Here is a 21,884-nt window from a genome sequence, read left to right on the forward strand (position 1 = left end):
TTTAATTTAATTTAGATGCAAAAGTAAACTCATAGCTTTCCAGTAAATCCGGATGAAAAATTTTGATATAATCTTTCAAAACCAAATCTGGACGGCTTGGAGACAATTCATAATAAACTGTTCCGCCAGTTGCTCCAAATTTACTTTCTAAGGTATAGATCGTTTTATTTTTAAAGGCATCAAATTCACTGTAGTGCGGATTTGCTTTCTGCAATTCGTCTAAAGATTTAAACGAACCTGAAGCGATCCAAACATTTGCCGTTTTCGCTTTGTCTAATACTTTTTCAAAAGACAAACCTTGGCTTCCTGTACCTTTTAAATCTGCCCACAAATAATTTGCCTGAGCATCTTTCATAAACTGCGCTACCCAGCTATTCCCTTTCGCTACATACCAAACGTCTTCATACATAGAACCATATAAAACCGTTGAAGTTGCTGGTTTTTCGGCAACTAATTTTTTTGCCTGATTGTAACTTGTCACAATTTTATCAAACAATTCTTTTGCTTTATCTTCTTTCCCAAATAATGCTCCGTAAAGTTTAAGCCATTCTGCTTTCCCAAGAGGAGATTGTTCCATCCAATCGGCTTGAATTAAAACATTTAGTCCGCTTTTTTTCAAATTATCCAACATAGGGTTGTTGTTGTCAACTCCAAAAGTAACAATCAGTTCTGGTGATAATTCTATTAACTGTTCAATATTTAATTTTTCATTTTGACCTACATTTTTAACCAAACCTTTGTCTATCAGAGCTCTCGTTTTTTCAGAAGAAATATAATCCGTATGCGGAAAACCCACCAATTTATCTTCAACTTCAAGCATTTCTAAAAACGGAATAGTAGTAGTCGATGTTACCACAACAGATTCTAAAGGCACTTTTATTGTTGTATACGAATTTAAACTATCCGGAACTTTAGCGTCTTTTTCTTTTAAAATATATTTGAAGTTCTTATTAGCATTTGGCCAAGGATTTGAAACCGTTACTACAGAATATCCTTCATATTTTACAATCGAAAGTCCTGAAGCAAATTCGATACTGTTTTTTGCAATTTCAGACTTTGCAACAGTTTCATTTTCAGATTTTTTACAACCTACAACAATAAAAAAAGTAAGAAGAAAAGTTAATTTAGGTAAATAAAGTTTCATATTTAACGTTTTGGATAGGGACAAAGGTAAAGCATTTTCTAATTTTTTTGTTTACTTTTATTCTTACAAAATTCAACAAATAGTATCTTTACACTATGAATACCACAAAAACAAAAATTTGCTCTAGCTGTGAATCTACTTTCAGCTGTGGAGATATTTCGTTTGAAAAAAAATGCTGGTGCAATGATTACCCGCCTATTTTTAATCTTTCAGATGGAGCAGATTGTCTTTGTCCGGTATGTTTTAAAGAAGCTTGCGAAGACAAAATAGAGGCATACGTTGAAACCATCACCCCTAAAACTGCTCTTAAAAATAAAGCGATATCTTTACCCAAAAATGATAAACTGCTGGAAGGGATTGACTATTACATAGAAAATGGTAATTATGTTTTTAAAGCTTGGTTTCACTTAAAAAGAGGAAGCTGTTGCGGAAATGACTGCCGTCATTGTCCTTATAAATAGTTATGAGTTACGAGTTGAAATACAGAATTTTCAACTTCTCTATTTCACTTGCATCTTTAGAACAACGAAACCAACTTATAACTCACAACTCATAATTCACAACTCATAACTCAAAAAAAATGTTTTACTTAATTACCGGCGGAGAACGATCAGGAAAAAGCAGTTATGCTCAAAATTTAGCTTTACAGCTTTCAGATTCTCCTATTTATGTGGCAACAGCCAGAAAATGGGATCAAGATTTTCAGAATAGAATAGATCGCCATCAATCAGAACGTGATGAACGCTGGACTAACATTGAAAAAGAAAAATATTTAAGCGAAATAGATTTTTCAGGCAAAGTAGTTTTGATTGACTGTGTAACACTTTGGCTCACTAATTTTTTTATTGATACTAAAAACGATGTGAATTTAAGCTTAGAAGAAGCTAAAAAGGAATTTCTCTTGATTGCAAATCAAGAAAATGCAACATTTATTATTGTGACCAATGAAATCGGAATGGGAGTTCATGCTGAAACTCATATCGGCAGAAAATTTGTCGAACTGCAAGGCTGGATGAATCAATTTTTGGCTTCAAATGCTGACGAAGTGGTTTTAATGGTTTCTGGAATTCCGGTCAAGATAAAATAAATTCCAATTTTTTAAATCCCAAATTCCAAAGCTATACTTTATCTTTACTTAAATTTTTAAACTTTCAAATCTTTATTGAAATTGATTTTATAATTGTTAATGGTTGGAATTTGAAATTTAAAATAATAGGAATTTAAATGAATTTAGAGGATATATTAAAATCGCGCCGCGACACTAGACATTTTACTGCCGATGAAGTTCCTGACGAAGTAATCGAAAAAGCTTTGCTGGCAGGACATTGGGCACCATCTGTTGGACTTACAGATGCGACGAGATATTATATCATTAAATCTAAAGAAGTTAAAACCGCAGTTAAAAATCTATTTATTGATTATAACAAAAAAGCCGAGGAACTTACCGATAATCCGGAACAGAAAGAGCATTATAAATCTTTGAAATTAGAAGCGATTGAAGAAGCACCTATCGGACTTATTATTGCATACGATCGATCGGTTCTTAATCAATTTACCATTGGAACTGTGGGAAGCAACGAAGCAGTAAAATTTAGTTCAGTTTGCGCTGCGCAAAATATTTGGCTTTCGCTGACAGAGCAAGGTTACGGAATGGGCTGGGTTTCGATTTTGAATTATCATCAATTTAAAAAAATCCTCGATTTACCTGAAAACATGGAACCTTTGGGTTATTTCTGTATAGGAAAACCAGCAACAAATTACGGCAATCAACCTATGCTCCAACAACTGCATTGGAAACAAAAATCTGAAGCTCCCGTTTGCACAGAAATCCAAAATATAACCGAATCTACTGTTTCTGAATTTGTACAAAACCAATCAAGAAAACAGGAAAGTCGGTCTGAATTTAATGCCCTTTTACAAGAAAAAATAGATTCTAAAACAAAACCTATTGGCGCCTTAGGAACTTTAGAAACTTTGGCTTTTCAAATGGCAACTGTTTTTGAAACTTTAAATCCAAAAATAACAAATCCTAATATTATAGTTTTCGCAGCAGATCACGGAATTGCAAATCACGGTGTAAGTGCATATCCGCAAGATGTTACGCGACAAATGGTTGGGAATTTCCTCGAAGGCGGCGCGGCAATAAATGTTTTTTGCAATCAAAATAACATTACTTTATCTATTGTCGATTCAGGTGTGAATTATGATTTTCCAACAAATACAAAATTGATTCATGCTAAAATTGCCAAAGGAACACAATCGTTTTTGCATGCACCCGCAATGACTGAAACCGAATTGCAATTGTCTTTTGAAAAAGGAAAATCGATTGTTTCATCTATTGCTGAAAAAGGCTCAAATTGTATTGGTTTTGGAGAAATGGGAATCGGAAACACTTCAACAGCCTCTGTATTGATGAGTTTGCTGACAGGTTTTCCTATAGAAGAATGTATCGGAAAAGGAACAGGAGTTGCAGATGAAAAATTAATTCAAAAGCAAAATCTTCTGAAAAAAGCAATTGAAAATTATTCCGGCCAAGCCGAATTAAAACAACTGCTCGCCAATTTTGGCGGTTTCGAAATCATACAAATGGCCAGCGGTATGCTGACAGCTTTCGATCATAAAATGATTATTTTAGTTGATGGTTTTATTTGTTCAGTGGCTTTTTTAATTGCGTCAAAAATTAATCCCAATATCATAAAAAATGCTGTTTTTTGCCATTGTTCTGCTGAAAAGGCACATCAAAAATTATTAGATTATTTAAATGCAAAACCAATTTTGAATCTCGATTTGCGTTTGGGCGAAGGAACGGGCTGTGCAATTGCTTTTCCGATTTTAAAATCGGCTGAAGCCTTTTTGAATGAAATGGCGAGTTTTGAAAGCGCTGGGGTTAGTAATAAATAATTAAAGTGTTCTTTCTTCGTTAAGTAAGAAAAAGACCATAAATATGCCGTTCGTAAAAATATACATTCATTTTGTTTGGAGTACAAAGAACAGATTTCCTTTTTTAGACACTTTTGAATTACGTCAAAAAGTTTGGAATCATATAAAAGAAAATGCAAAACAAAAAGAAATTTATATTGATTTTATAAATGGATATTCTGATCATTGCCATTGTTTAATCTCTCTAAGTGTAGATCAAAATATAAAAACAATTATAAAATTAATTAAAGGCGAATCTTCATTTTGGATTAATAAAAATAAAATGACAAAAGAAAAATTTGGATGGCAAGATGAATATTTTGCGGTTTCAGTTTCAGAATCGCTGGTAGATAAAGTTAGAGATTATATTAAAAACCAAGAAATTCATCATAAGAAAAAAGCTTTTCAGGAAGAGTATGATGAGATTATTAAAAAATTTGGGTTTCAAAAAAATTAATAGAATTTGGCTAAAGCCAATTCTAATCATAATTTTAAACCCCAGATAAATCTGGGGGCTATTCAAAAAAACGTTATTATTATATTCCACAATTATACGCTCTTGAAATTTGAATAGGCAACATCTTTAGATGTTGGAAAATAAATTTACAATAAAATGGCTTTAGCCAAATAATACAATCAAAGTTATAATGAAAAAAGAACTACATATTTTCTTCACTTGCCTAATGTTTTACACTCGAATTCCATGTCCAAAAAACATCGATCACAATCCTGATTATTTAAATAAAGCGACACGTTATTTCCCTTTAATTGGCTGGATTGTGGGGAGTATTTCTTTTTTGGCTTTTTACATTTTTGCTCAATTTTTATCTGTTGAAATTGCTGTTATTTTAGCTATAATTGCTTCTATCCTAACAACAGGTGCTTTTCATGAAGATGGTTTTGCCGATGTCTGCGATGGTTTTGGCGGAGGCTGGACCAAAGAAAAAATATTAATAATTATGAAAGACAGCGCAATTGGTGCGTACGGAGCAATTGGATTAGTTTTGCTGTTTTTATTGAAATTCAAATTGCTTTCAGAATCGATTTCTATTTTTCAAATCGAAAGCTATAGCGGACTTGTTAAGATATTTCTTTTATTTATTTCAGCCCATGCTTTGAGCCGTCTGGCAGCAATTTCTATTGTTTTTACACATGAATATTCTCGTGATGATGCGACTAGCAAAAGCAAACCAATTGCTAAAAAGCATAGTTGGAAAGAAGTTTTGGGTGCTTTTTTCTTTGGATTATTGCCTGTCTTAGCTCTTTCTTATTTTCAATACAAATTCTTGTTTCTCTTAATTCCGGTTTTTGTAACCCGTTATTTTTTGGCACGTTATTTCCAGAAATGGATTGACGGCTATACCGGAGACTGTTTAGGCGCAACCCAGCAAGTCTGCGAAGTTGTTTATTATTTAAGCTTTCTTTTTATATGGAAATTTATTTAGTTCGGCACACCGAAACGATTTGCGAAAAGGGAATTTGCTACGGACAATCAGATGTAAATCTGGCCGAACCATTTGAATCAGTTTTTCAAAATATTATTTCGCAATTACCTTCAGAAGCTATTCTTTTTTCAAGTCCCTTAAAACGATGTACAATTTTAGCGAAACATATTCAAAACAAAATAAAAATCATTTCTTATCAGGAAGATAAACGCTTAATGGAAATGAATTTTGGAGATTGGGAAATGAAAAACTGGAACGATATTCCGCCCGAGCAGCTAAATCCGTGGATGGAAGATTTTGTCAATATTCAAGTTTCTAATGGAGAATCATTCGTAGACTTACATCAAAGAACTGGAGATTTTCTATCCAAACAAATTTCAAAAGAAGAAACAAAGCCAATTATTATTGTTGCGCATGCCGGCGTTGTCAGAAGTATCTTATGCCATCAAAGTTTATTGCCATTAAAAGACGCTTTTAAAAATAAAGTAGATTTTGGTCAGGTCATAAAAATAGAGATCTAACAGCTATTTTGTTTAGAATTTGATTGAAAAAATAAAACAAATTTGAAAATTTGGTAATTTTAACTTTATCTTTGCAGCCAATTAAGGTTGTGTTTTAATTTTAAAATACATTAAAAGGGAATCAAGTAAAATCTTGAGCTGTACCCGCAACTGTAAGCTTAGTTCTGAAAAGAATGTTTGTTGTTAGCTACAAACCACTGTCCGCTCCGGCGAATGGGAAGGTAAACAACAAAACGCGAGCCAGGAGACCTGCCTTTATAACAAATATCGAACTCTCGGGAAAAAGAGTGTAGAAATTATGACTTTAAAAAAACGCTTTGCTTTTTGTTTGCTGTTATTGTGCCAGATTATATCGGCGCAGAACGACTCTATTACCAGTCTTAAAGAAGTTGTCGTTTCTGATAAAAATCTAAAAAAATACTCCAATTCACAATCGGTTTTAAAACTCAATGATTCGATAATCAATAAAAACGAGGCTTTATTAACTGATTTGCTAAACTTCAATTCTACTATTTATTTTAAAGAATACGGCCGAGGCATGCTTTCTACGGTTGCTTTTAGGGGAACAACTTCTTCACAGACTGCCGTAATCTGGAACGGAATCAACATTAATTCTCAAATGAACGGAAGTACTGATTTTAATACTATTTCAAGTACTGACTACAATTCTGTAAGTGTAAAAGCCGGTGGAGGAGGTATAATTTATGGAAGCGGTGCAATTGGAGGAACTGTTCATTTAAATAACGATTTGGCGTTTTATAATCGTTTCGAGAATAATTTAAAACTGGATTACGGAAGTTTCAACACAATCGGAATTAATTACAAGACCAATATTTCGAATGAAAAATGGAGCGCACAAATTGGTTTTTCAAAAAACAGTTCGACCAACGATTATAAATACTTAAACCGATATACTTGGAAGGGCGAACAGCGCTGGAACCAAAACGGTCAATACGATGTTATTACGATGAGTGCGAATGTGGGTTATAAATTTGATGCAAAAAACAGTGTGAAATTATACAGTCAAACATCAAACACAGACCGAAATACGTCTTTAATTACGGAAACAGAAACCAAAAGCAAATACATCAACGGTTTTAATAGAAACCTATTAGAATATGATGGAAATTTCGGCAAACTTACTGCTAATTTCAAAACCGCTTATATCTTCGAAAATTACCAATATTACGCGGATAATTCGACCAATCAATATACTTACGGAAAAACTGAAAGTCTTATTACAAAAGCAGATTTAGGATATACGCTTTTTAAATCGACTCAAATAAACGGAATTGTAGATTACAACAAAACAAAAGGCTATGGAAGCGGTTTTGGAAATAATACCAGAGAAATCAGTTCTGCTGCCTTACTAGTAAAACAAGATTTTTCTGCCGATTGGAAAAATGAATTTGGTGTTAGAAAAGAATTCACAGACAATTATAAATCACCAGTTTTATTTTCTTTGGGATCTTCTTATCAATTCGGGAAATTATACAATTTAAAATTGAATTTGTCTCGAAATTTCAGAATTCCAACCTTCAATGATTTGTATTGGGAAGAAGGCGGTAATCCGGATTTAAAACCTGAAAGTTCATATCAGGCAGAAATTGGAAACGTTTTTACTTTTAGCAATATCTCTCTTACTCAGACTTTTTACTACATTAAAATTAATGATTTATTAAGATGGGTTTCTGGAAGTAACGGAATCTGGACTCCTCAAAATACAGATAAGGTCAATACTTACGGAACTGAAACTTTATTAAGCTGGAAAAAACAATACGGAAAAAATTATTTTGCAGCTAATGCAACTTACGCCTACACGGTTTCTAAAGATATTGAAACAGGAAAACAGCTTTTCTTTGTTCCGTTTCATAAAGCGACCGCTGCCATTTCGTATTCTAGAAATAGAATTTCGGCTTATTATCAATTTTTATATAATGGTTTTGTTTATACACAATCAGATAACGACCCAAACAAAATTGTAAACGCTTATACGGTCTCAAACATCGGAATCGATTATGATTTTAAATTTTTAAGCTCTTTCAAATTAGGCTTTCAGGTTTTAAATCTTTGGAACGAAAATTATGAAAGCTTGGAAAACAGACCAATGCCTGGAAGAAATTTTAATATGTACTTAAACCTTAAATTTTAATATAATGAAGTTAACTAGATTATTTTTATTAGCACTAAGCGTATCGCTTTTTGTTTCTTGTTCTAATGATGATGATAATGATCCTAAAGGAGTTTATGATAATGGATTTTTCATTTTAAACGAAGGGAATTCTGATGGCGGGTCAGTTTCTTTTGCAAGTGATGATCTAGCAAATTTCACAGCAGATATTTATAAAACTGCAAACGCTGGTGATTTTGCTGGTGTATATCTTCAAAACATCTTTTTTGATGGAGATAAAGCATATATCATTGCTGGAGGATCAAATGTAATCAACGTTGTAGACAGATATACTTTTAAATTAATTGCAAAAGTAGAAACTGGATTAGCAAACCCAAGATACGGAGTTGTAAAAGACGGAAAAGCATATGTAACAAATGCAAATACCTATTATTATATCAACCCAGCAACTGGAAATACTGATGATTATATTGCAGTTATTGACTTGGCTACAAATACAGTAGAATCTAAAATTGCATTGAATGCGACTGGTGACAGAATCCTTTTGGAAAATGGCAAATTATATATTACGGAGCAATATAACAACGATAAATTATTAATAGTAAATCCGGCAACAAAAGCACTAGAGACACCACTAACTCTTGGTTATGGAGCTAACACTATGGAAGTGAAAGATGGTCTTTTATATATTTTAAGATCGACTTATGGAGAGAGAAGTGAAATTGTAAAAGTGAAACTTTCTGATAAATCGACTACTAAAATTACTTTTCCAGAAGCTTTAGACGGAGCTGGATATTTAGATATTTATAATGACAAGGCATATTACACAGTTGATAAATCAGTTTATGCAATCAGCACTACTGCAACTGCTGCCTCAACAACACCTATTTTAACTGCTGCCCTTTCTGCAGATGGATCTATTTATGGTTTTGCAGTAAACAAAGATAAAATTTTTATTGCTGACGGAGGTGATTTTGGTTCAAACAGCAAAGCGTACATCTATAACTTAAGCGGAACATTACAAAAAGAATTAACTGTTGGCGTGGGTCCAAACGGTTTTTATTTCAATTAATATTATTACCCATTTTTAAATTAGTTTTTGGAATTTAAAAAAAGGCTTTCATTTCTGAAAGCCTTTTTTATTTTTTATCGTTATTATTTTAATGCCTTTAAAAGTCCTTCCGGCGCTTTTTCAAGATACATTTGATTTCTTATTCCGTTGATCGCTTTAGCATTTGTAAAAGTTGTCAAAGCTTCTTTTCTGTCTTGTTGTATTTTTTTGGCTGTTGCTCCTGTAATTTTTGAAATCGCAAGATTCAATAGCGGTTCTGAAGCATCACCTAAAACACCCATATTTGTAATATACTCCAATTGCTCATAAGTTGGCTTTAATCCATCAGTATATTCACCAAAATCTGATGCATTAACAATTTTTAAAACTAATGGCTGCATCGCATATTTATGATTCGGATTTCTATTTGTTTTTCCAAAAGACGGAGAATCATATAAAGTAACTGAACCTACATTTTTTCCAACGGTCGTCTCTCCTATTTGAACTACGCTAATATAAGGAGCAAGTCCGTTGATAACCAATTCACTTGCAGATGCAGTTCCGTCTGTAGTAAGAATATATATTTTAGTTAAATTTAAACTATTGATTGCAGCGCCATCAATTTTGTCTACAAATTTAACTTTTAATGATTCTGGATCTTCACTTTCATAATATTCATTTACTTTTGGATTCCATTTTTCTTTTGCAAAAATCTTATCTGTAAATTGACCTGTAATCATACTGGCCAATCGCGCTGATGTTTGTATAGAACCTCCGCCATTATATCTTAAATCCAAAACAAAATCAGTAATTCCTTCTGCTTTTAATGCTCCAAAAGCGCTATTTAATTGTGCATCATAATTTGGATAAAATCCGTTATACATTAAATAACCAATTTTATGACCTCCAGAAACTATCACTTTATTAATTAGAATTGGATTTTCATCTAAAGTTGTTTTCACTAAAGCAACTGTTTTGCCATTTGTGGCAACAGTACTTCCGTTATAAGTAGCCATATTTAAGGTATAACTATCGGCATTTAAAAGTGATTGATAGTTAGAAACTGTAAGCTGTGTACCGTTTACTCCTGTAAATAAATCTCCGCGCTTGATATCTTTTGTTGATGCATCAGAATTCGGAATAATATAACGTACAAAACCAACCAGATCTGTTGTACTTCCTGGCTTATAACTCAATCTAAAGTCAACTCCGTCGTTTTTGCTTGTACCTTGAAGTTCTTGTTCTAAAACCGTATAATCGTCAACAATCCAGCTAAAACGATCAACAGCTTGTCCTTTAGGAAATTTACTGATCGGTTTATTTAATAAATCCTGAAATAAATCTTCTGGTTTAGAATATCCTCTTAAAAAAGAATTAAGTGCATCTTGTGTTGCAAAACGGTTATCAGCTAAATTAGCAACATCCGGCTGCCATAAATAAAACTGATTTAATCCTTTCCAGATAAAATCATTTACCTGCAAATCTGATGGAGATTCAACATCATCCTGATCTTCACATGACTGCAAAGAAAAAGCCAGCAGGAAAATTAGTAATAAACTCTTTAATATTGTTTTCATATATGTAGGTTTCAGTATAAGTATTAACGTAAAAATAACACCTTTAGTTTTAACTGCTGTAAGTTTATAGAAATTTTTCTAAAAAAACTTTTAAATTGCTTGTAACAAAAATAATAGTGCCTCGTCTTGATTATATAAGCTCACTTATACATTTTGATTTAAAAATAAAAAGAACCGTAAAATGTTCTTAAAAACATTGATCATAATAATTAGGAAAAACTTATAACCAACCAAAAACCAACAAATAACCAATTATGAATCAAGTTGTGTTTATAGAATTGATTAATCCTTTTAAAGACAAAGTTTTTCGTCTTGCAAAACGATTACTCACAAGTACTGAGGAAGCAGAAGATGCCACTCAGGAAGTAATGGTAAAATTATGGAACAAAAAAGACAATTTAGACGCTTATAATAATATTGAAGCAGTAGCAATGACAATGACCAAAAATTATTGTCTGGATCAGTTAAAATCGAAAAGAGCCGGAAATCTAAAAATAGTTCATAATAATTATACCGACCGCGAACCGCAATTAGATAAAAAATTAGAAGATGCTGATAGTCTTGATTGGGTAGAAAAAATTATAAGTCAGTTGCCCGAACAGCTTCAAATATTAATTCAGCTTCGAGATGTTGAGCAATATGAATTTGATGAAATTGCGAAAATTGTCAACATGAATGAAACTGCTATTCGGGTAGCACTTTCGAGAGCGAGAAAAAAAATAAGAGAATCAATGGTTAATACACATAGTTATGGAATTAGATAAAATAGAAAATATATTAGAAAAATACTTTCAGGGAGAAACTACTATTGCAGAAGAAGACCAATTAAAAGAATACTTTTCTTCATCAAATGTTGCGCAGCATTTAGAGCAATACAAACCAATGTTTGGTTATTTCTCTCAAGTAAAACAACAAAAATCGATGCAGGAAATCCCACTCCCGAAGTCTCGGGACAAGAAACGAAATGTGGCGTGGTTATCGATTGCAGCTTCAATAGTTGTTTTACTCGGAATTGGAACTTATTTCTTTGCTAGCGAAAAACCTGCAGCTCAGCCTGTAGCGCAATCAGAATTAGGAACCTATGACAATCCTGAAGAAGCCCTTGCAGCAACGCAAAAAGCTTTGGCTCTATTGTCAAACAATGTGAATGTAGGTATTGAAAGTGTACAATACATTCAAGAATATGAACAATCAAAAAACAAAATTTTTAAACAGTAATTAAATTCAATCAAAAATGAAAAATTTCATCATAACATTAGTTTTCGCCTTTTTCACACATTCATTTTATGCACAAGGTGCGTTTGACAAATTTGATGGTCAAGATGACGTAACATCAGTAATTGTAAACAAAAAAATGTTCGATTTAATGAGCAAAGTAAAAGTTGATGCTTCGGATAAAGAAACGCAGCAATACATCAATCTTATTAAAAAATTAGATTACTTAAAAGTATTTACAACTAAGAATGCCAAAATCGAAGCTGACATGAAAGCTTCTGCTGAAAAATACATTAAAACAGCAGGTTTAGAAGAATTAATGCGAGTAAACGATGGTGGCAAAAATGTAAAAATATTAGTAAAATCAGGCGCTACAGATACACAAATAAAAGAATTACTGATGTTTGTTGAAGGTGCAAAAAACGACGAAACCGTTTTGCTTTCTCTAACTGGTAATTTTGATTTAAATGAAATTTCAGTACTTACAGACAAAATGCAGCTTCCTGGCGGTACTGACCTAAAAAAAGCCTCAAAAGGCAAAAGATAACATGAAAGCAAACGTTTTTACCTCAGCCATTATAGTATTACTAACTTTAGTTAGTTGTAATTCTGAACCTTCATTGCAAAAGTATTTTGTAGAAAATACCGAAAAAAAGGATTTTATTGCACTTGATGTTTCGTCTGATATTTTAAATTTAGATAAAGCAAAACTGTCAGCAGAGCAAAATGAAGCATTGAAATCATTTGACAAAATGAACATTCTGGCTTTTAAAGCAGACGATAAAAATCAGGCTCAATTTGAAACAGAACGCGCAAAAGTCAAAGCAATATTAAAAGATCCAAAATATCAGGAATTAATGAAAGTTGGTTCTGGAAAAGACGGCGCCTCGATAAGTTATGTTGGCACTGATGAAAACATCGAAGAGTTTGTAGTTTTTGCCAACAGAAAAGAAAACGGTTTTGCAGTTGTTCGCGTTTTAGGGAAAAACATGAATCCCAATAACATTATGACGTTAATAACTGTTTTAAAGCAATCTAAAATAGACATGGAACAATTAAAGCCATTGCAACAATTGGTTAAATAATACATCTTTGCTTACTTTAAAAAGAAAAAGCCCCAATATTTGGGGCTTTTTTCTTATAATCAATTGAAAGATTTTACTGAATAACAGATATTCATATTTATTTTGATCTGAACCGAATTTAATTATATTTGTAAAGAATCAAATAAACTTTTTTATTGAAATTTAAAATTTGATACGCTATTAACCCGAAAAACCTAAAATTACAATCATTGAAAAAAGCATTAAAAATTGCGCTTAAAATAGTTCTAATCTTCATTGGATTTATTTTAATTTACCTAGCTGCAGCATTCTCCCTTTCTAAAATCACAATTGATCAAGAACCCAATACGAAACCTGAAATTGAACTATACATTCTAACAAATGGCGTTCATACCGATATTGTAATGCCAACCAAAAACGACCAAATTGACTGGAGCCAGAAAGTAAAATTCGAAAACACAAAAACAGCCGATTCTACTTATAAATATATTGCAATGGGTTGGGGCGATAAAGGTTTTTATTTAGAAACACCTGAATGGTCTGACTTAAAAGCTTCGGTCGCTTTTAAAGCTGCGTCTGGTTTAAGCACAACAGCGATTCATGCAACTTACTACAAAAGTTTAAGAGAAGGCGAAGACTGCAAAAAAATGATGATCAGCAAGGACCAGTACAATCGTCTGATACAATACATAAATGAAAGTTTTCAAAAAGATGCTTCAGGTAATTTTTTAAACGTAAAAACAGATGCCGTCTACGGAAAAACAGATGCTTTTTATGAAGCTAATGGAAGTTACAGTTTATTTCATACTTGTAATAGCTGGGCCAACAGCGGCCTAAAAGCAAGCGGACAAAAATGCTGTTTTTGGACAGCTACTGATTCAGGAATTTTTTCTAAATACAAATAAATTAATACATTAAAATTATAATAAACAAGAATAACTTCCAAATTGATTAAACTAAAAAAGCTCCAATTAATTGGAGCTTTTTTTATGTTAGAATTTGAGATTATTTACTCAAATACATTTTTCTTCTAGAGTACAATTCGTAAAATTGATCGTCTTTTAAATCATCAATAAACAAGATGCTTTCTCCTGTCGATTTCATTTCTGGTCCTAATGCTTTATTTACATTATGGAATTTGCTGAAAGAGAAAACCGGTTGTTTAATCGCATAACCTTTCAATTGCGGGTTAAAATCAAAATCAGTTACTTTATTGTGACCTAACATTACTTTCGTAGCGTAGTTTACATATGGCTCTCCGTAAGCTTTTGCAATAAACGGAACCGTTCTAGAAGCTCTAGGATTTGCTTCGATAATATAAACTGTATCATCTTTTATCGCAAACTGAATGTTAATCAAACCAACTGTTTTAAGGGCTCTCGCAATTTTATAAGTATGATCTTTTATCTGCTGCATTACGAATTCTCCTAAGTTAAAAGGAGGCAAAGTAGCGTTGCTATCTCCAGAGTGAACTCCGCAAGGTTCGATATGCTCCATAATCCCGATGATGTAAACATTACCATCAGCATCACAAATGGCATCTGCTTCTGCTTCGATTGCTCCGGCTAAATAATGATCTAAAAGCAATTTATTTCCTGGAATCGTTTTCAATAAATTGATAACGTGTTCTTCTAATTCTTTTTTGTTGATTACAATTTTCATTCCCTGACCTCCTAATACATAAGAAGGACGAATCAGTAATGGAAAATCTAAAGTATCTGCAAGTGCAGAAGCTTCATCAGCGGTTTCAGCAATTCCGAATTGTGGGAAAGGAATATGAAGTTCTCTTAATAAATCTGAGAAACGACCTCTGTCTTCTGCCAAGTCAAGTGCATCAAAACTAGTTCCGATGATTTTTACTCCGTATTTAGATAATTTTTCAGCTAATTTTAAAGCTGTTTGTCCACCTAACTGAACAATAACACCTTCTGGTTTTTCATGCTGAATGATGTCGTAAATATGCTCCCAGAAAACCGGCTCGAAGTATAATTTATCAGCTGTATCAAAATCTGTCGAAACCGTTTCAGGGTTACAGTTGATCATGATCGTTTCGTAACCACATTCTTTTGCTGCCAAAACTCCGTGTACACAAGAATAATCGAATTCAATTCCTTGTCCAATTCTGTTTGGTCCAGAACCTAGAACAATGATTTTCTTTTTATCTGTTACAATGCTTTCGTTATCTACATAACGTTCGCCGTTTGCTTTTTCGATTTCAGCTTCAAAAGTGGAGTAGTAATAAGGCGTTTTTGCTTTAAACTCCGCAGCACAAGTGTCAACCAATTTAAACACACGATTTATGTTTTGATCCATACGTAAAGTGTGTACTTCACTTTCTAAGCAATTCATCATGTGAGCAATTTGTCTGTCGGCAAAACCTTTTTGTTTCGCTTCAAGCAAAAGTTCTTTTGGAAGATTAGATATTTTATAGTTCGAAATTTCTTTCTCTAAAGTATAAAGTTCTTCGTATTGTTTTAAGAACCACATATCAATTTTTGTAATTTCATGAATACGGCTCAACGGAATTCCCATTGCAATTGCATCATAAATTACGAAAACACGATCCCAGCTTGCAAAAGTTAGTTTCTCGATAATTTGTTCGTAGTTTTTATATCCTTTTCCGTCAGCTCCTAAACCGTTTCTTTTAATTTCTAAAGATTGAGTTGCTTTGTGTAAAGCTTCTTGGAACGAACGTCCAATTCCCATTACTTCACCAACAGATTTCATTTGAAGTCCTAAAGTTCTGTCAGCACCTTCAAATTTATCGAAGTTCCAACGTGGTATTTTCACGATTACATAATCCAAAGTCGGTTCAAAAAGAGCCGAAGTCGATTTTGTAATTTGGTTTTGCAATTCATCAAGATTATATCCTAAAGCCAGCTTAGAAGCAATTTTAGCAATTGGATAACCCGTTGCTTTTGATGCTAAAGCAGATGAACGAGATACACGAGGATTAATCTCGATCGCTACGATATCTTCTTTTTCGTCTGGCGAAACTGCGAATTGTACGTTACATCCTCCCGCAAAATTTCCGATACTGCGCATCATCAAGATGGCGTAGTCACGTAATTTTTGGAAAGTTGAATCAGATAATGTCATTGCAGGTGCAACCGTGATCGAATCTCCGGTATGAATTCCCATTGGATCCATATTTTCGATCGAACAAATGATCACTACATTATCATTTTTATCTCTTAAAAGTTCTAACTCGTACTCTTTCCATCCCATCAAAGCTTTATCAATTAAAACTTCGTGAATTGGAGAAGCTTCAAGTCCGCGTGTTAAAAGCTCATCAAAATCTTCTTTTTTGTAAACAATTGCTGCTCCAGTTCCTCCAAGTGTAAATGAAGGACGAATTACAAGAGGGAAACCAAATTCTTGAGCAATTTCTTTTCCTTCTAAGTAAGAAGTAGCTGTTTTTGCCGGTGCAGTTGGCACATTTATTCTTTCTAAAAGCTGTTTAAACTGCTCTCTGTCTTCGGTAATATTAATTGCGTTTACATCAACTCCAATTAATTTTACTCCAAAATCTTGCCATATTCCTTTTTCTTCAGCTTCTAAGCACAAGTTCAAAGCTGTCTGTCCTCCCATTGTAGGCAAAACAGCATCAATTTGTGGATGCGCTTTTAGAATTTCAATAATCGATTTTGTAGTTAATGGTTTCAAATATACATGATCGGCCATAGTTGGGTCGGTCATAATAGTTGCTGGATTTGAGTTTATCAAAATAACTTCAATTCCTTCTTCACGAATCGAGCGTGCAGATTGAGATCCTGCATAATCGAATTCGCAAGCTTGACCAATAACAATAGGTCCTGAACCTATTATTAAAACTGATTTTATTGATGTGTCTTTAGGCATTTTATTTGTATTGTGTAGTTATATAAGTGCTTTAAAAAACATTCTAGTGTATTCTAAACTAGAATGTTGAGAATTTTTTACCGACAAGGTATAAAAAAAGGCGATACTAAAAAAAGTAACGCCTTATTTATGTTTATACAAACATTATTTTTTGTGTCTAGGCTCGCTAGAAACAGTTAATTTATGTCTTCCTTTTGCTCTTCTACGCGCTAGAACTTTTCTTCCATTCGCAGAAGCCATTCTGTCCATAAATCCGTGCTTATTTCTTCTTTTTCTTTTCGATGGTTGAAATGTTCTTTTGCTCATTGCTTTTTATCTTTAAAATGGTATCTAATATCTCTTTTCTGTTTTTGAATATCGTTATTCTAAAACCGAGTGCAAATATACAAAGACTTTTTTTTCTGGCAAGTACTTTAATAAAAATATTTTTAATTCATTTTACTATATTTGCAATCACAAATATACATCTATTATGTTTCATAAAAATATTAAACTTATTTTGGCCGGACTTCTTGTAGTTGCAGGCATTTATCAATTTACAGAGAGTAATATCGGGAATGGTATTTTCCTTATATTACTGACTGCAATTCCAATTTTTCTTTACTTTAAAAATGAATTTATCCTTTTGGCTTTCCTTAAATTAAGAAAACAAGACTTCGAAGGTGCTAAAAAATGGCTGGCATACATTAAAAATCCTGAAACGGCATTAGTAAGAAAACAACAAGGATACTTTAATTACCTACACGGAATTATGTTATCGCAAACAAATATCAACCAAGCTGAGAAACATTTTAAAAAAGCAATCGAACTTGGACTATCAATGGATATGGATTTAGCAGTTGCTAAATTAAACCTTGCTGGAGTTGCAATGTCACGCAGAAGAAAGCTTGAAGCTACTAATTTATTGAACGAAGCGAAGAAATTAGACAAACAAGGCATGCTGAAAGAGCAAATCACGATGATGAAAGATCAAATGAAGAAAATCTAAATTTCTTTAAATTTTAATATTTAAAATCCCAAATTCCGTTTTAAAATTGGAATTTGGGATTTTTTTTTATAATTGCGAGGAACGGAAATAATTACATCTAGTATGCAAGCAAATTATTCTTATTAATAAAAACAATAATATTATTTAAATCAATTTTAGATATAATTGTATCTTCGTTAATATAGTCAATTTTATACTTTTCAGAATTAAAAACCACATAATCTTTTGCTTTTTCTAAATTCAAAAACTCGTATTCTTTCTGTTCTTTACTATATGAATTGCCATTTATCCCTAATTTTTCGACGGCAAAACCTTCACTGCCTAAAAACCAATATTCATTTAGAATTCCATTTTCATACTTATAAACTTCTCTAATTAAATATTTTTTATTTTGAAAAAACACGTAACAATTTGGTGGATATAAATTATTGTGATCCTTATTAAATTCAGCCCTAACAATATTTATTTTTGGTTGAACAAAAAATAAGAATACAAGAGCTCCCAAAGTTAGCAGCAATATAAACATCCCAATTTTTAAAATATTTTTTGTTTTCATAAAAACGTAATTCATAACAACACCTACTTAATCATATTAGTGAATGGCTTTGTTCCTCATAATGATCCATCTTACAAACAAACCATTTGGAATTTGGGATTTTTAAAAAATTGGGATTTACAAAATTTAATCCTCCAATATTATAGAAGGCAAATTCTCATTCAGCCATTTGTACTTATTCAGAATCATAATATGAGTACCGCCCTTTACCACAATACACTTATCAATATACTTTATAGGAAAAACTTCATCCTGATCGCCGTGAATATGAATTACATTTTCGTCAATTTGGCTCCTATCCCATAAAATAACAGATTCTACTGCCCATTGCAAATAATTGAGATCGCGAACCGCCAGGAACTTCTCATATAACTGAATACGTTTGTTGATTTTTTGTCCAAAAGAATATTTTGCAAGATTTTCGATATTCAAAATTAATTTCATCGGAATTAATTTATATGCTTTTGTGCTCTTCCCTATTTTCATTCTTCTAGGAAACTCCGCATTGCTTTTCACACTCGAAATAATAATTACTTTTCGGGTCTTAATATGTTTTGACATTTCCTGAACCAGAATTCCACCAAAGGAAACTCCAATTAAAACAGGATTTTCATGTTTTATATTTTTTGTGATTCGAAGTGCATAATCAGATAGTGATTCCTTAGGTTTTGGAATTTCCCATTCCAGCAGACACATCTCAAAAATAGTTTCATCTAATTTGATTCTTTCAAAAATGGTTGGACTTGCTGCCAAACCAGGCATAAAATAAACAGGAATTTTACTCATTTGTTAGAAAAGGAATTTTAATTACAGTTTTCAATTTTTCAAGCTAAAATTACTTCATTTACGAATAGGCACAGCAAATCTTACACCTTAATTCTATATTAAAACAAATAAAATTACAAAAAGACCGCACTACCAGCCGTAGAATACATCTTTAAAAAATAATTTTATATTGAGAATCAAATGATTAACTTTGTAAAACCAATTACTCGTGTTTAGATATTCTTTAAGGAGTTTTTAGAGCGAGTATTTAGCCCCTCAATCTATATTATACGTTCAACCTACTAAAACATGACAAATTATGGAACCTATTGAAACTACTACTATGGAGATCAAAGACAACACGTTTGCAAGACAGTTTGAAACCATAGTCCCTGAAGGATTGATTTCTGTTGAATATTCATTTCAAGAGAAGAAAATTTTCCTAACTAAAATTAATGTGCCCGAAGGTTTTGAAAATCAAGCTGTAATTGACACACTACTTAAAAGCATAATGGAAATTATTGTTGAGAAAAAATTTAGATTAATGCCGATTCACCCAAAAATTGTGCTGTTCATCAAAAAAAATCCAAAGTACAAAGAATTGCTTCCGCCGGGAATTAGAATTTAATTTTTACTAATCTAAAATAAAAAAGGCACAAGAATTATAACTTGTGCCTTTTTAGTTATTTAAGATAAAAATTACTTTTCGATCTCTCTCATAGAATCCATTTTTTTGTGTGCAAGGAAACCTGCAACATCTTCAAAATGTTCTTTCACACGTTTGTTTCCAAATTCAAAAACCTTAGTTGCTAATCCGTCAAGGAAATCACGATCGTGAGAAACTAAGATCAAAGTTCCGTCGAAATCACGCAAGGCATCTTTAATAATATCTTTAGTTTTCATGTCAAGGTGATTTGAAGGCTCATCCAGAATCAGCAAATTAACAGGTTCTAGCAATAATTTAATCATTGCCAAACGGGTTTTTTCTCCACCTGAAAGCACTTTTACTTTTTTGGTAATATCATCACCATGAAACATAAATGCTCCTAAAATATTTTTAATTTGAGTTCTGACATCTCCAACCGCAATATTGTCAATTGTTTCAAAAATGGTAGCATTTTCATCTAATAAAGAAGCCTGATTTTGAGCAAAATATCCAATTTGGGAATTATGACCAATCTCTACACTTCCTTCATCAATGCCAATTTCTTTCATAATGGCTTTAATCATCGTAGATTTACCTTCACCATTTTTACCAACGAAAGCAACTTTTTGTCCTCTTTCGATCACGATATTAGCATCTTTAAAAACAACATGATCTCCGTATGATTTAGAAAGATCTTTAACCACAACAGGATATTGACCCGAACGTGCGGCAGGCGGAAATTTTAATTTTAATGCTGAGTTATCAACTTCATCAACTTGTACAATTACAAGTTTCTCAAGCATTTTTACACGAGACTGAACCGCATCTGTTTTAGAAAAAGTTCCTTTAAAACGATCAATAAATGCTCTGTTGTCAGCAATCATTTTTTGTTGTTCATCGTATGCTTTTTGTTGGTGTACACGACGATCTTTTCTAAGTTCTAAATAATGAGAATATTTTGCTTTGTAATCGTAAATTCTTCCCATTGTAACTTCGATTGTACGGTTTGTAATATTATCTACAAACGCTCTATCGTGCGAAATTACCACAACCGCTTTTGCTGAAGTCAGCAAAAATTCCTCTAACCACTGAATACTTTCGATATCCATGTGGTTGGTTGGCTCATCCAATAAAATTAAATCTGGTTTTTGCAGTAAGATTTTAGCAAGTTCAATACGCATTCTCCATCCTCCAGAAAATTCAGAAGTCTGACGCGTAAAATCCTCGCGCTCAAAACCTAAACCAATTAAGATTTTCTCGACTTCGGCTTCGTAATTTACTTCTTCAATTGCATAGAATTTTTCGCTTAAGTCAGAAACTCTTTCGATTAATTTCATATAAGCATCACTTTCGTAATCTGTACGAACGGTTAATTGTTCGTTGATTTCATCGATTTCAGCTTTCATTTTGAAGATTTCACCAAATGCTTTTGATGCTTCTTCCATTACAGTCGAACCATCTTTGGTTAATAAATGCTGAGGCAAATAAGCCACAACAGCATCTTTTGGAGTTGAGATACTTCCGGTAGAAGGTTTGCTTTGACCCGCAATTATTTTTAAAAGTGTCGATTTTCCCGCACCATTTTTACCCATAAGGGCAATTTTATCATTTTCATTTATAGCAAAAGAAACATCGCTAAATAATGTAGTTCCACCAAACTGAACCGAAATATCGTTAACTGTAATCATTTAGATTTTAGATTTTTAGACTGCTTAGATTTTTACATTTCAAAGCAAGTATTTTTTTGAAGCTGCAAAGATAGATTTTAATTAGGTAATTAGAAAATGTGGCAATTTGATAATTTGTTTAATTAGTAAATGTGCCAATTTGACAACTAAATAATTTTCTTAATTAGCAAATGTGGCAATTTGATAATGAGATAATTTTAAAATTCTATGCAAAAAAATGTTTTTATTCTGTTTTTTAACTTGACTTTAGTCCGTTTAATATGTAAAGACATGTAAAAGCCAAACCCGGCAGGTTTCAAAAACCTGTCGGGTT

The 21,884-nt window shown here is 32.5% G+C and carries 22 protein-coding genes and 1 riboswitch; of the genes, 15 read left to right on the forward strand and 7 right to left on the reverse strand.

Annotation, left to right across the window (positions count from 1 at the left end; translation table 11 throughout):
- Position 1: 1 nt before the first annotated feature.
- Entirely contained in the window at positions 2-1,144 is a 1,143-nt protein-coding gene (locus tag IR010_RS09030) for an ABC transporter substrate-binding protein (RefSeq protein WP_194568383.1), read from the reverse strand.
- Between the two features lie 95 nt (positions 1,145-1,239).
- Here IR010_RS09030 and IR010_RS09035 point away from each other — a divergent pair, with 95 nt between their 5' ends.
- The 8 genes from IR010_RS09035 (at position 1,240) to IR010_RS09070 (ending at position 9,232) form a co-directional block, all read left to right on the forward strand.
- Positions 1,240-1,605 (forward strand): DUF5522 domain-containing protein, encoded by a 366-nt coding sequence (locus tag IR010_RS09035; protein WP_194603176.1) that lies wholly within the window; start codon positions 1,240-1,242, stop codon positions 1,603-1,605.
- Between the two features lie 119 nt (positions 1,606-1,724).
- Entirely contained in the window at positions 1,725-2,231 is a 507-nt protein-coding gene (gene cobU / locus IR010_RS09040; RefSeq protein ID WP_194603179.1) for a bifunctional adenosylcobinamide kinase/adenosylcobinamide-phosphate guanylyltransferase, read from the forward strand.
- 137 nt (positions 2,232-2,368) lie between these two features.
- On the forward strand, positions 2,369-4,045 hold the full coding sequence (gene cobT / locus IR010_RS09045) for a nicotinate-nucleotide--dimethylbenzimidazole phosphoribosyltransferase (RefSeq protein WP_194603182.1): 1,677 nt from the start codon (positions 2,369-2,371) through the stop codon (positions 4,043-4,045).
- A 43-nt stretch (positions 4,046-4,088) separates the two neighbouring features.
- Complete coding sequence (gene tnpA, locus IR010_RS09050) at positions 4,089-4,520, forward strand: IS200/IS605 family transposase (protein WP_194568391.1); 432 nt, start codon at positions 4,089-4,091, stop codon at positions 4,518-4,520.
- Between the two features lie 190 nt (positions 4,521-4,710).
- Positions 4,711-5,508 carry an adenosylcobinamide-GDP ribazoletransferase gene (locus IR010_RS09055; protein ID WP_194568393.1) on the forward strand — a complete coding sequence of 266 codons (798 nt, stop codon included), beginning with the start codon at positions 4,711-4,713 and terminating at the stop codon, positions 5,506-5,508.
- A complete protein-coding gene (gene cobC, locus IR010_RS09060) occupies positions 5,493-6,029 on the forward strand; it encodes an alpha-ribazole phosphatase (RefSeq protein WP_194603185.1) in 537 nt (178 codons plus the stop codon). Before IR010_RS09055 ends, cobC begins: the two co-directional genes overlap by 16 nt.
- A 67-nt stretch (positions 6,030-6,096) precedes the next feature.
- Positions 6,097-6,301: riboswitch (cobalamin riboswitch) on the forward strand.
- Positions 6,302-6,327: 26 nt separating this feature from the next.
- Positions 6,328-8,181: a TonB-dependent receptor plug domain-containing protein gene (locus IR010_RS09065; RefSeq protein ID WP_194603188.1), complete on the forward strand. Its 1,854-nt coding sequence runs from the start codon at positions 6,328-6,330 to the stop codon at positions 8,179-8,181.
- A 4-nt stretch (positions 8,182-8,185) separates the two neighbouring features.
- The gene (locus IR010_RS09070; RefSeq protein WP_194568399.1) at positions 8,186-9,232 is read left to right on the forward strand and encodes a YncE family protein; all 1,047 of its coding nucleotides are present in this window, start codon (positions 8,186-8,188) and stop codon (positions 9,230-9,232) included.
- 83 nt (positions 9,233-9,315) lie between these two features.
- On the opposite strand, the gene IR010_RS09075 is transcribed toward IR010_RS09070, so the two are convergent.
- Positions 9,316-10,788: a S41 family peptidase gene (locus tag IR010_RS09075; RefSeq protein WP_029272320.1), complete on the reverse strand. Its 1,473-nt coding sequence runs from the start codon at positions 10,786-10,788 to the stop codon at positions 9,316-9,318.
- 254 nt (positions 10,789-11,042) lie between these two features.
- Between IR010_RS09075 and IR010_RS09080 the strand changes: the two genes are divergently transcribed.
- The 5 genes from IR010_RS09080 to IR010_RS09100 all read left to right on the forward strand — a co-directional run bounded on the left by IR010_RS09080 (position 11,043) and on the right by IR010_RS09100 (position 13,972).
- Complete coding sequence (locus IR010_RS09080; protein WP_029272319.1) at positions 11,043-11,552, forward strand: RNA polymerase sigma factor; 510 nt, start codon at positions 11,043-11,045, stop codon at positions 11,550-11,552.
- Entirely contained in the window at positions 11,539-12,006 is a 468-nt protein-coding gene (locus IR010_RS09085) for a hypothetical protein (RefSeq protein ID WP_194603191.1), read from the forward strand. The genes IR010_RS09080 and IR010_RS09085 overlap by 14 nt, the downstream gene beginning before the upstream one ends.
- 16 nt (positions 12,007-12,022) lie before the next feature.
- Positions 12,023-12,550: a DUF4252 domain-containing protein gene (locus IR010_RS09090; RefSeq protein WP_029272317.1), complete on the forward strand. Its 528-nt coding sequence runs from the start codon at positions 12,023-12,025 to the stop codon at positions 12,548-12,550.
- A gap of 1 nt (position 12,551) precedes the next feature.
- Positions 12,552-13,088, forward strand: coding sequence for a DUF4252 domain-containing protein (locus IR010_RS09095; RefSeq protein ID WP_194603194.1), 537 nt, complete (start codon positions 12,552-12,554; stop codon positions 13,086-13,088).
- Positions 13,089-13,297: 209 nt separating this feature from the next.
- Positions 13,298-13,972: a TIGR02117 family protein gene (locus IR010_RS09100; RefSeq protein ID WP_194603197.1), complete on the forward strand. Its 675-nt coding sequence runs from the start codon at positions 13,298-13,300 to the stop codon at positions 13,970-13,972.
- A 100-nt stretch (positions 13,973-14,072) separates the two neighbouring features.
- Here IR010_RS09100 and carB read toward each other — a convergent pair whose 3' ends face one another.
- Together carB and rpmH are read right to left on the reverse strand one after the other, a co-directional pair.
- Positions 14,073-16,928: a carbamoyl-phosphate synthase large subunit gene (gene carB, locus IR010_RS09105; RefSeq protein WP_029272314.1), complete on the reverse strand. Its 2,856-nt coding sequence runs from the start codon at positions 16,926-16,928 to the stop codon at positions 14,073-14,075.
- 144 nt (positions 16,929-17,072) lie between these two features.
- On the reverse strand, positions 17,073-17,234 hold the full coding sequence (gene rpmH / locus IR010_RS09110) for a 50S ribosomal protein L34 (RefSeq protein WP_008464848.1): 162 nt from the start codon (positions 17,232-17,234) through the stop codon (positions 17,073-17,075).
- Between the two features lie 166 nt (positions 17,235-17,400).
- Between rpmH and IR010_RS09115 the strand changes: the two genes are divergently transcribed.
- Positions 17,401-17,916 carry a hypothetical protein gene (locus IR010_RS09115; RefSeq protein WP_029272313.1) on the forward strand — a complete coding sequence of 172 codons (516 nt, stop codon included), beginning with the start codon at positions 17,401-17,403 and terminating at the stop codon, positions 17,914-17,916.
- A 97-nt stretch (positions 17,917-18,013) separates the two neighbouring features.
- Here the strand turns inward: IR010_RS09115 and IR010_RS09120 are convergent, their stop codons facing one another.
- Both IR010_RS09120 and IR010_RS09125 read right to left on the reverse strand, forming a co-directional pair.
- Positions 18,014-18,472, reverse strand: a complete 459-nt coding sequence (locus tag IR010_RS09120) for a hypothetical protein (protein ID WP_194603200.1) — start codon at positions 18,470-18,472, stop codon at positions 18,014-18,016.
- A gap of 126 nt (positions 18,473-18,598) precedes the next feature.
- On the reverse strand, positions 18,599-19,258 hold the full coding sequence (locus IR010_RS09125) for a YqiA/YcfP family alpha/beta fold hydrolase (protein ID WP_194603203.1): 660 nt from the start codon (positions 19,256-19,258) through the stop codon (positions 18,599-18,601).
- Positions 19,259-19,580: 322 nt separating this feature from the next.
- Here IR010_RS09125 and IR010_RS09130 point away from each other — a divergent pair, with 322 nt between their 5' ends.
- Positions 19,581-19,865 carry a GNAT family N-acetyltransferase gene (locus IR010_RS09130; RefSeq protein WP_029272310.1) on the forward strand — a complete coding sequence of 95 codons (285 nt, stop codon included), beginning with the start codon at positions 19,581-19,583 and terminating at the stop codon, positions 19,863-19,865.
- A 71-nt stretch (positions 19,866-19,936) separates the two neighbouring features.
- Here IR010_RS09130 and IR010_RS09135 read toward each other — a convergent pair whose 3' ends face one another.
- Positions 19,937-21,571, reverse strand: a complete 1,635-nt coding sequence (locus IR010_RS09135) for an ABC-F family ATP-binding cassette domain-containing protein (protein WP_029272309.1) — start codon at positions 21,569-21,571, stop codon at positions 19,937-19,939.
- Between the last annotated feature and the right edge of the window lie 313 nt (positions 21,572-21,884).

The sequence above is a fragment of the Flavobacterium sp. MR2016-29 genome (assembly GCF_015350695.1).
Lineage (GTDB): Bacteria > Bacteroidota > Bacteroidia > Flavobacteriales > Flavobacteriaceae > Flavobacterium.

Coding starts and splice junctions, on each gene's coding strand:
- IR010_RS09030 (WP_194568383.1), bottom strand. CDS start 1,144: ATGAAACTTTATTTACCTAAATTAACTTTTCTTCTTACTTTTTTTATT.
- IR010_RS09035 (WP_194603176.1), top strand. CDS start 1,240: ATGAATACCACAAAAACAAAAATTTGCTCTAGCTGTGAATCTACTTTC.
- cobU (WP_194603179.1), top strand. CDS start 1,725: ATGTTTTACTTAATTACCGGCGGAGAACGATCAGGAAAAAGCAGTTAT.
- cobT (WP_194603182.1), top strand. CDS start 2,369: ATGAATTTAGAGGATATATTAAAATCGCGCCGCGACACTAGACATTTT.
- tnpA (WP_194568391.1), top strand. CDS start 4,089: ATGCCGTTCGTAAAAATATACATTCATTTTGTTTGGAGTACAAAGAAC.
- IR010_RS09055 (WP_194568393.1), top strand. CDS start 4,711: ATGAAAAAAGAACTACATATTTTCTTCACTTGCCTAATGTTTTACACT.
- cobC (WP_194603185.1), top strand. CDS start 5,493: ATGGAAATTTATTTAGTTCGGCACACCGAAACGATTTGCGAAAAGGGA.
- IR010_RS09065 (WP_194603188.1), top strand. CDS start 6,328: ATGACTTTAAAAAAACGCTTTGCTTTTTGTTTGCTGTTATTGTGCCAG.
- IR010_RS09070 (WP_194568399.1), top strand. CDS start 8,186: ATGAAGTTAACTAGATTATTTTTATTAGCACTAAGCGTATCGCTTTTT.
- IR010_RS09075 (WP_029272320.1), bottom strand. CDS start 10,788: ATGAAAACAATATTAAAGAGTTTATTACTAATTTTCCTGCTGGCTTTT.
- IR010_RS09080 (WP_029272319.1), top strand. CDS start 11,043: ATGAATCAAGTTGTGTTTATAGAATTGATTAATCCTTTTAAAGACAAA.
- IR010_RS09085 (WP_194603191.1), top strand. CDS start 11,539: ATGGAATTAGATAAAATAGAAAATATATTAGAAAAATACTTTCAGGGA.
- IR010_RS09090 (WP_029272317.1), top strand. CDS start 12,023: ATGAAAAATTTCATCATAACATTAGTTTTCGCCTTTTTCACACATTCA.
- IR010_RS09095 (WP_194603194.1), top strand. CDS start 12,552: ATGAAAGCAAACGTTTTTACCTCAGCCATTATAGTATTACTAACTTTA.
- carB (WP_029272314.1), bottom strand. CDS start 16,928: ATGCCTAAAGACACATCAATAAAATCAGTTTTAATAATAGGTTCAGGA.
- rpmH (WP_008464848.1), bottom strand. CDS start 17,234: ATGAGCAAAAGAACATTTCAACCATCGAAAAGAAAAAGAAGAAATAAG.
- IR010_RS09115 (WP_029272313.1), top strand. CDS start 17,401: ATGTTTCATAAAAATATTAAACTTATTTTGGCCGGACTTCTTGTAGTT.
- IR010_RS09120 (WP_194603200.1), bottom strand. CDS start 18,472: ATGAAAACAAAAAATATTTTAAAAATTGGGATGTTTATATTGCTGCTA.
- IR010_RS09125 (WP_194603203.1), bottom strand. CDS start 19,258: ATGAGTAAAATTCCTGTTTATTTTATGCCTGGTTTGGCAGCAAGTCCA.
- IR010_RS09130 (WP_029272310.1), top strand. CDS start 19,581: ATGGAGATCAAAGACAACACGTTTGCAAGACAGTTTGAAACCATAGTC.
- IR010_RS09135 (WP_029272309.1), bottom strand. CDS start 21,571: ATGATTACAGTTAACGATATTTCGGTTCAGTTTGGTGGAACTACATTA.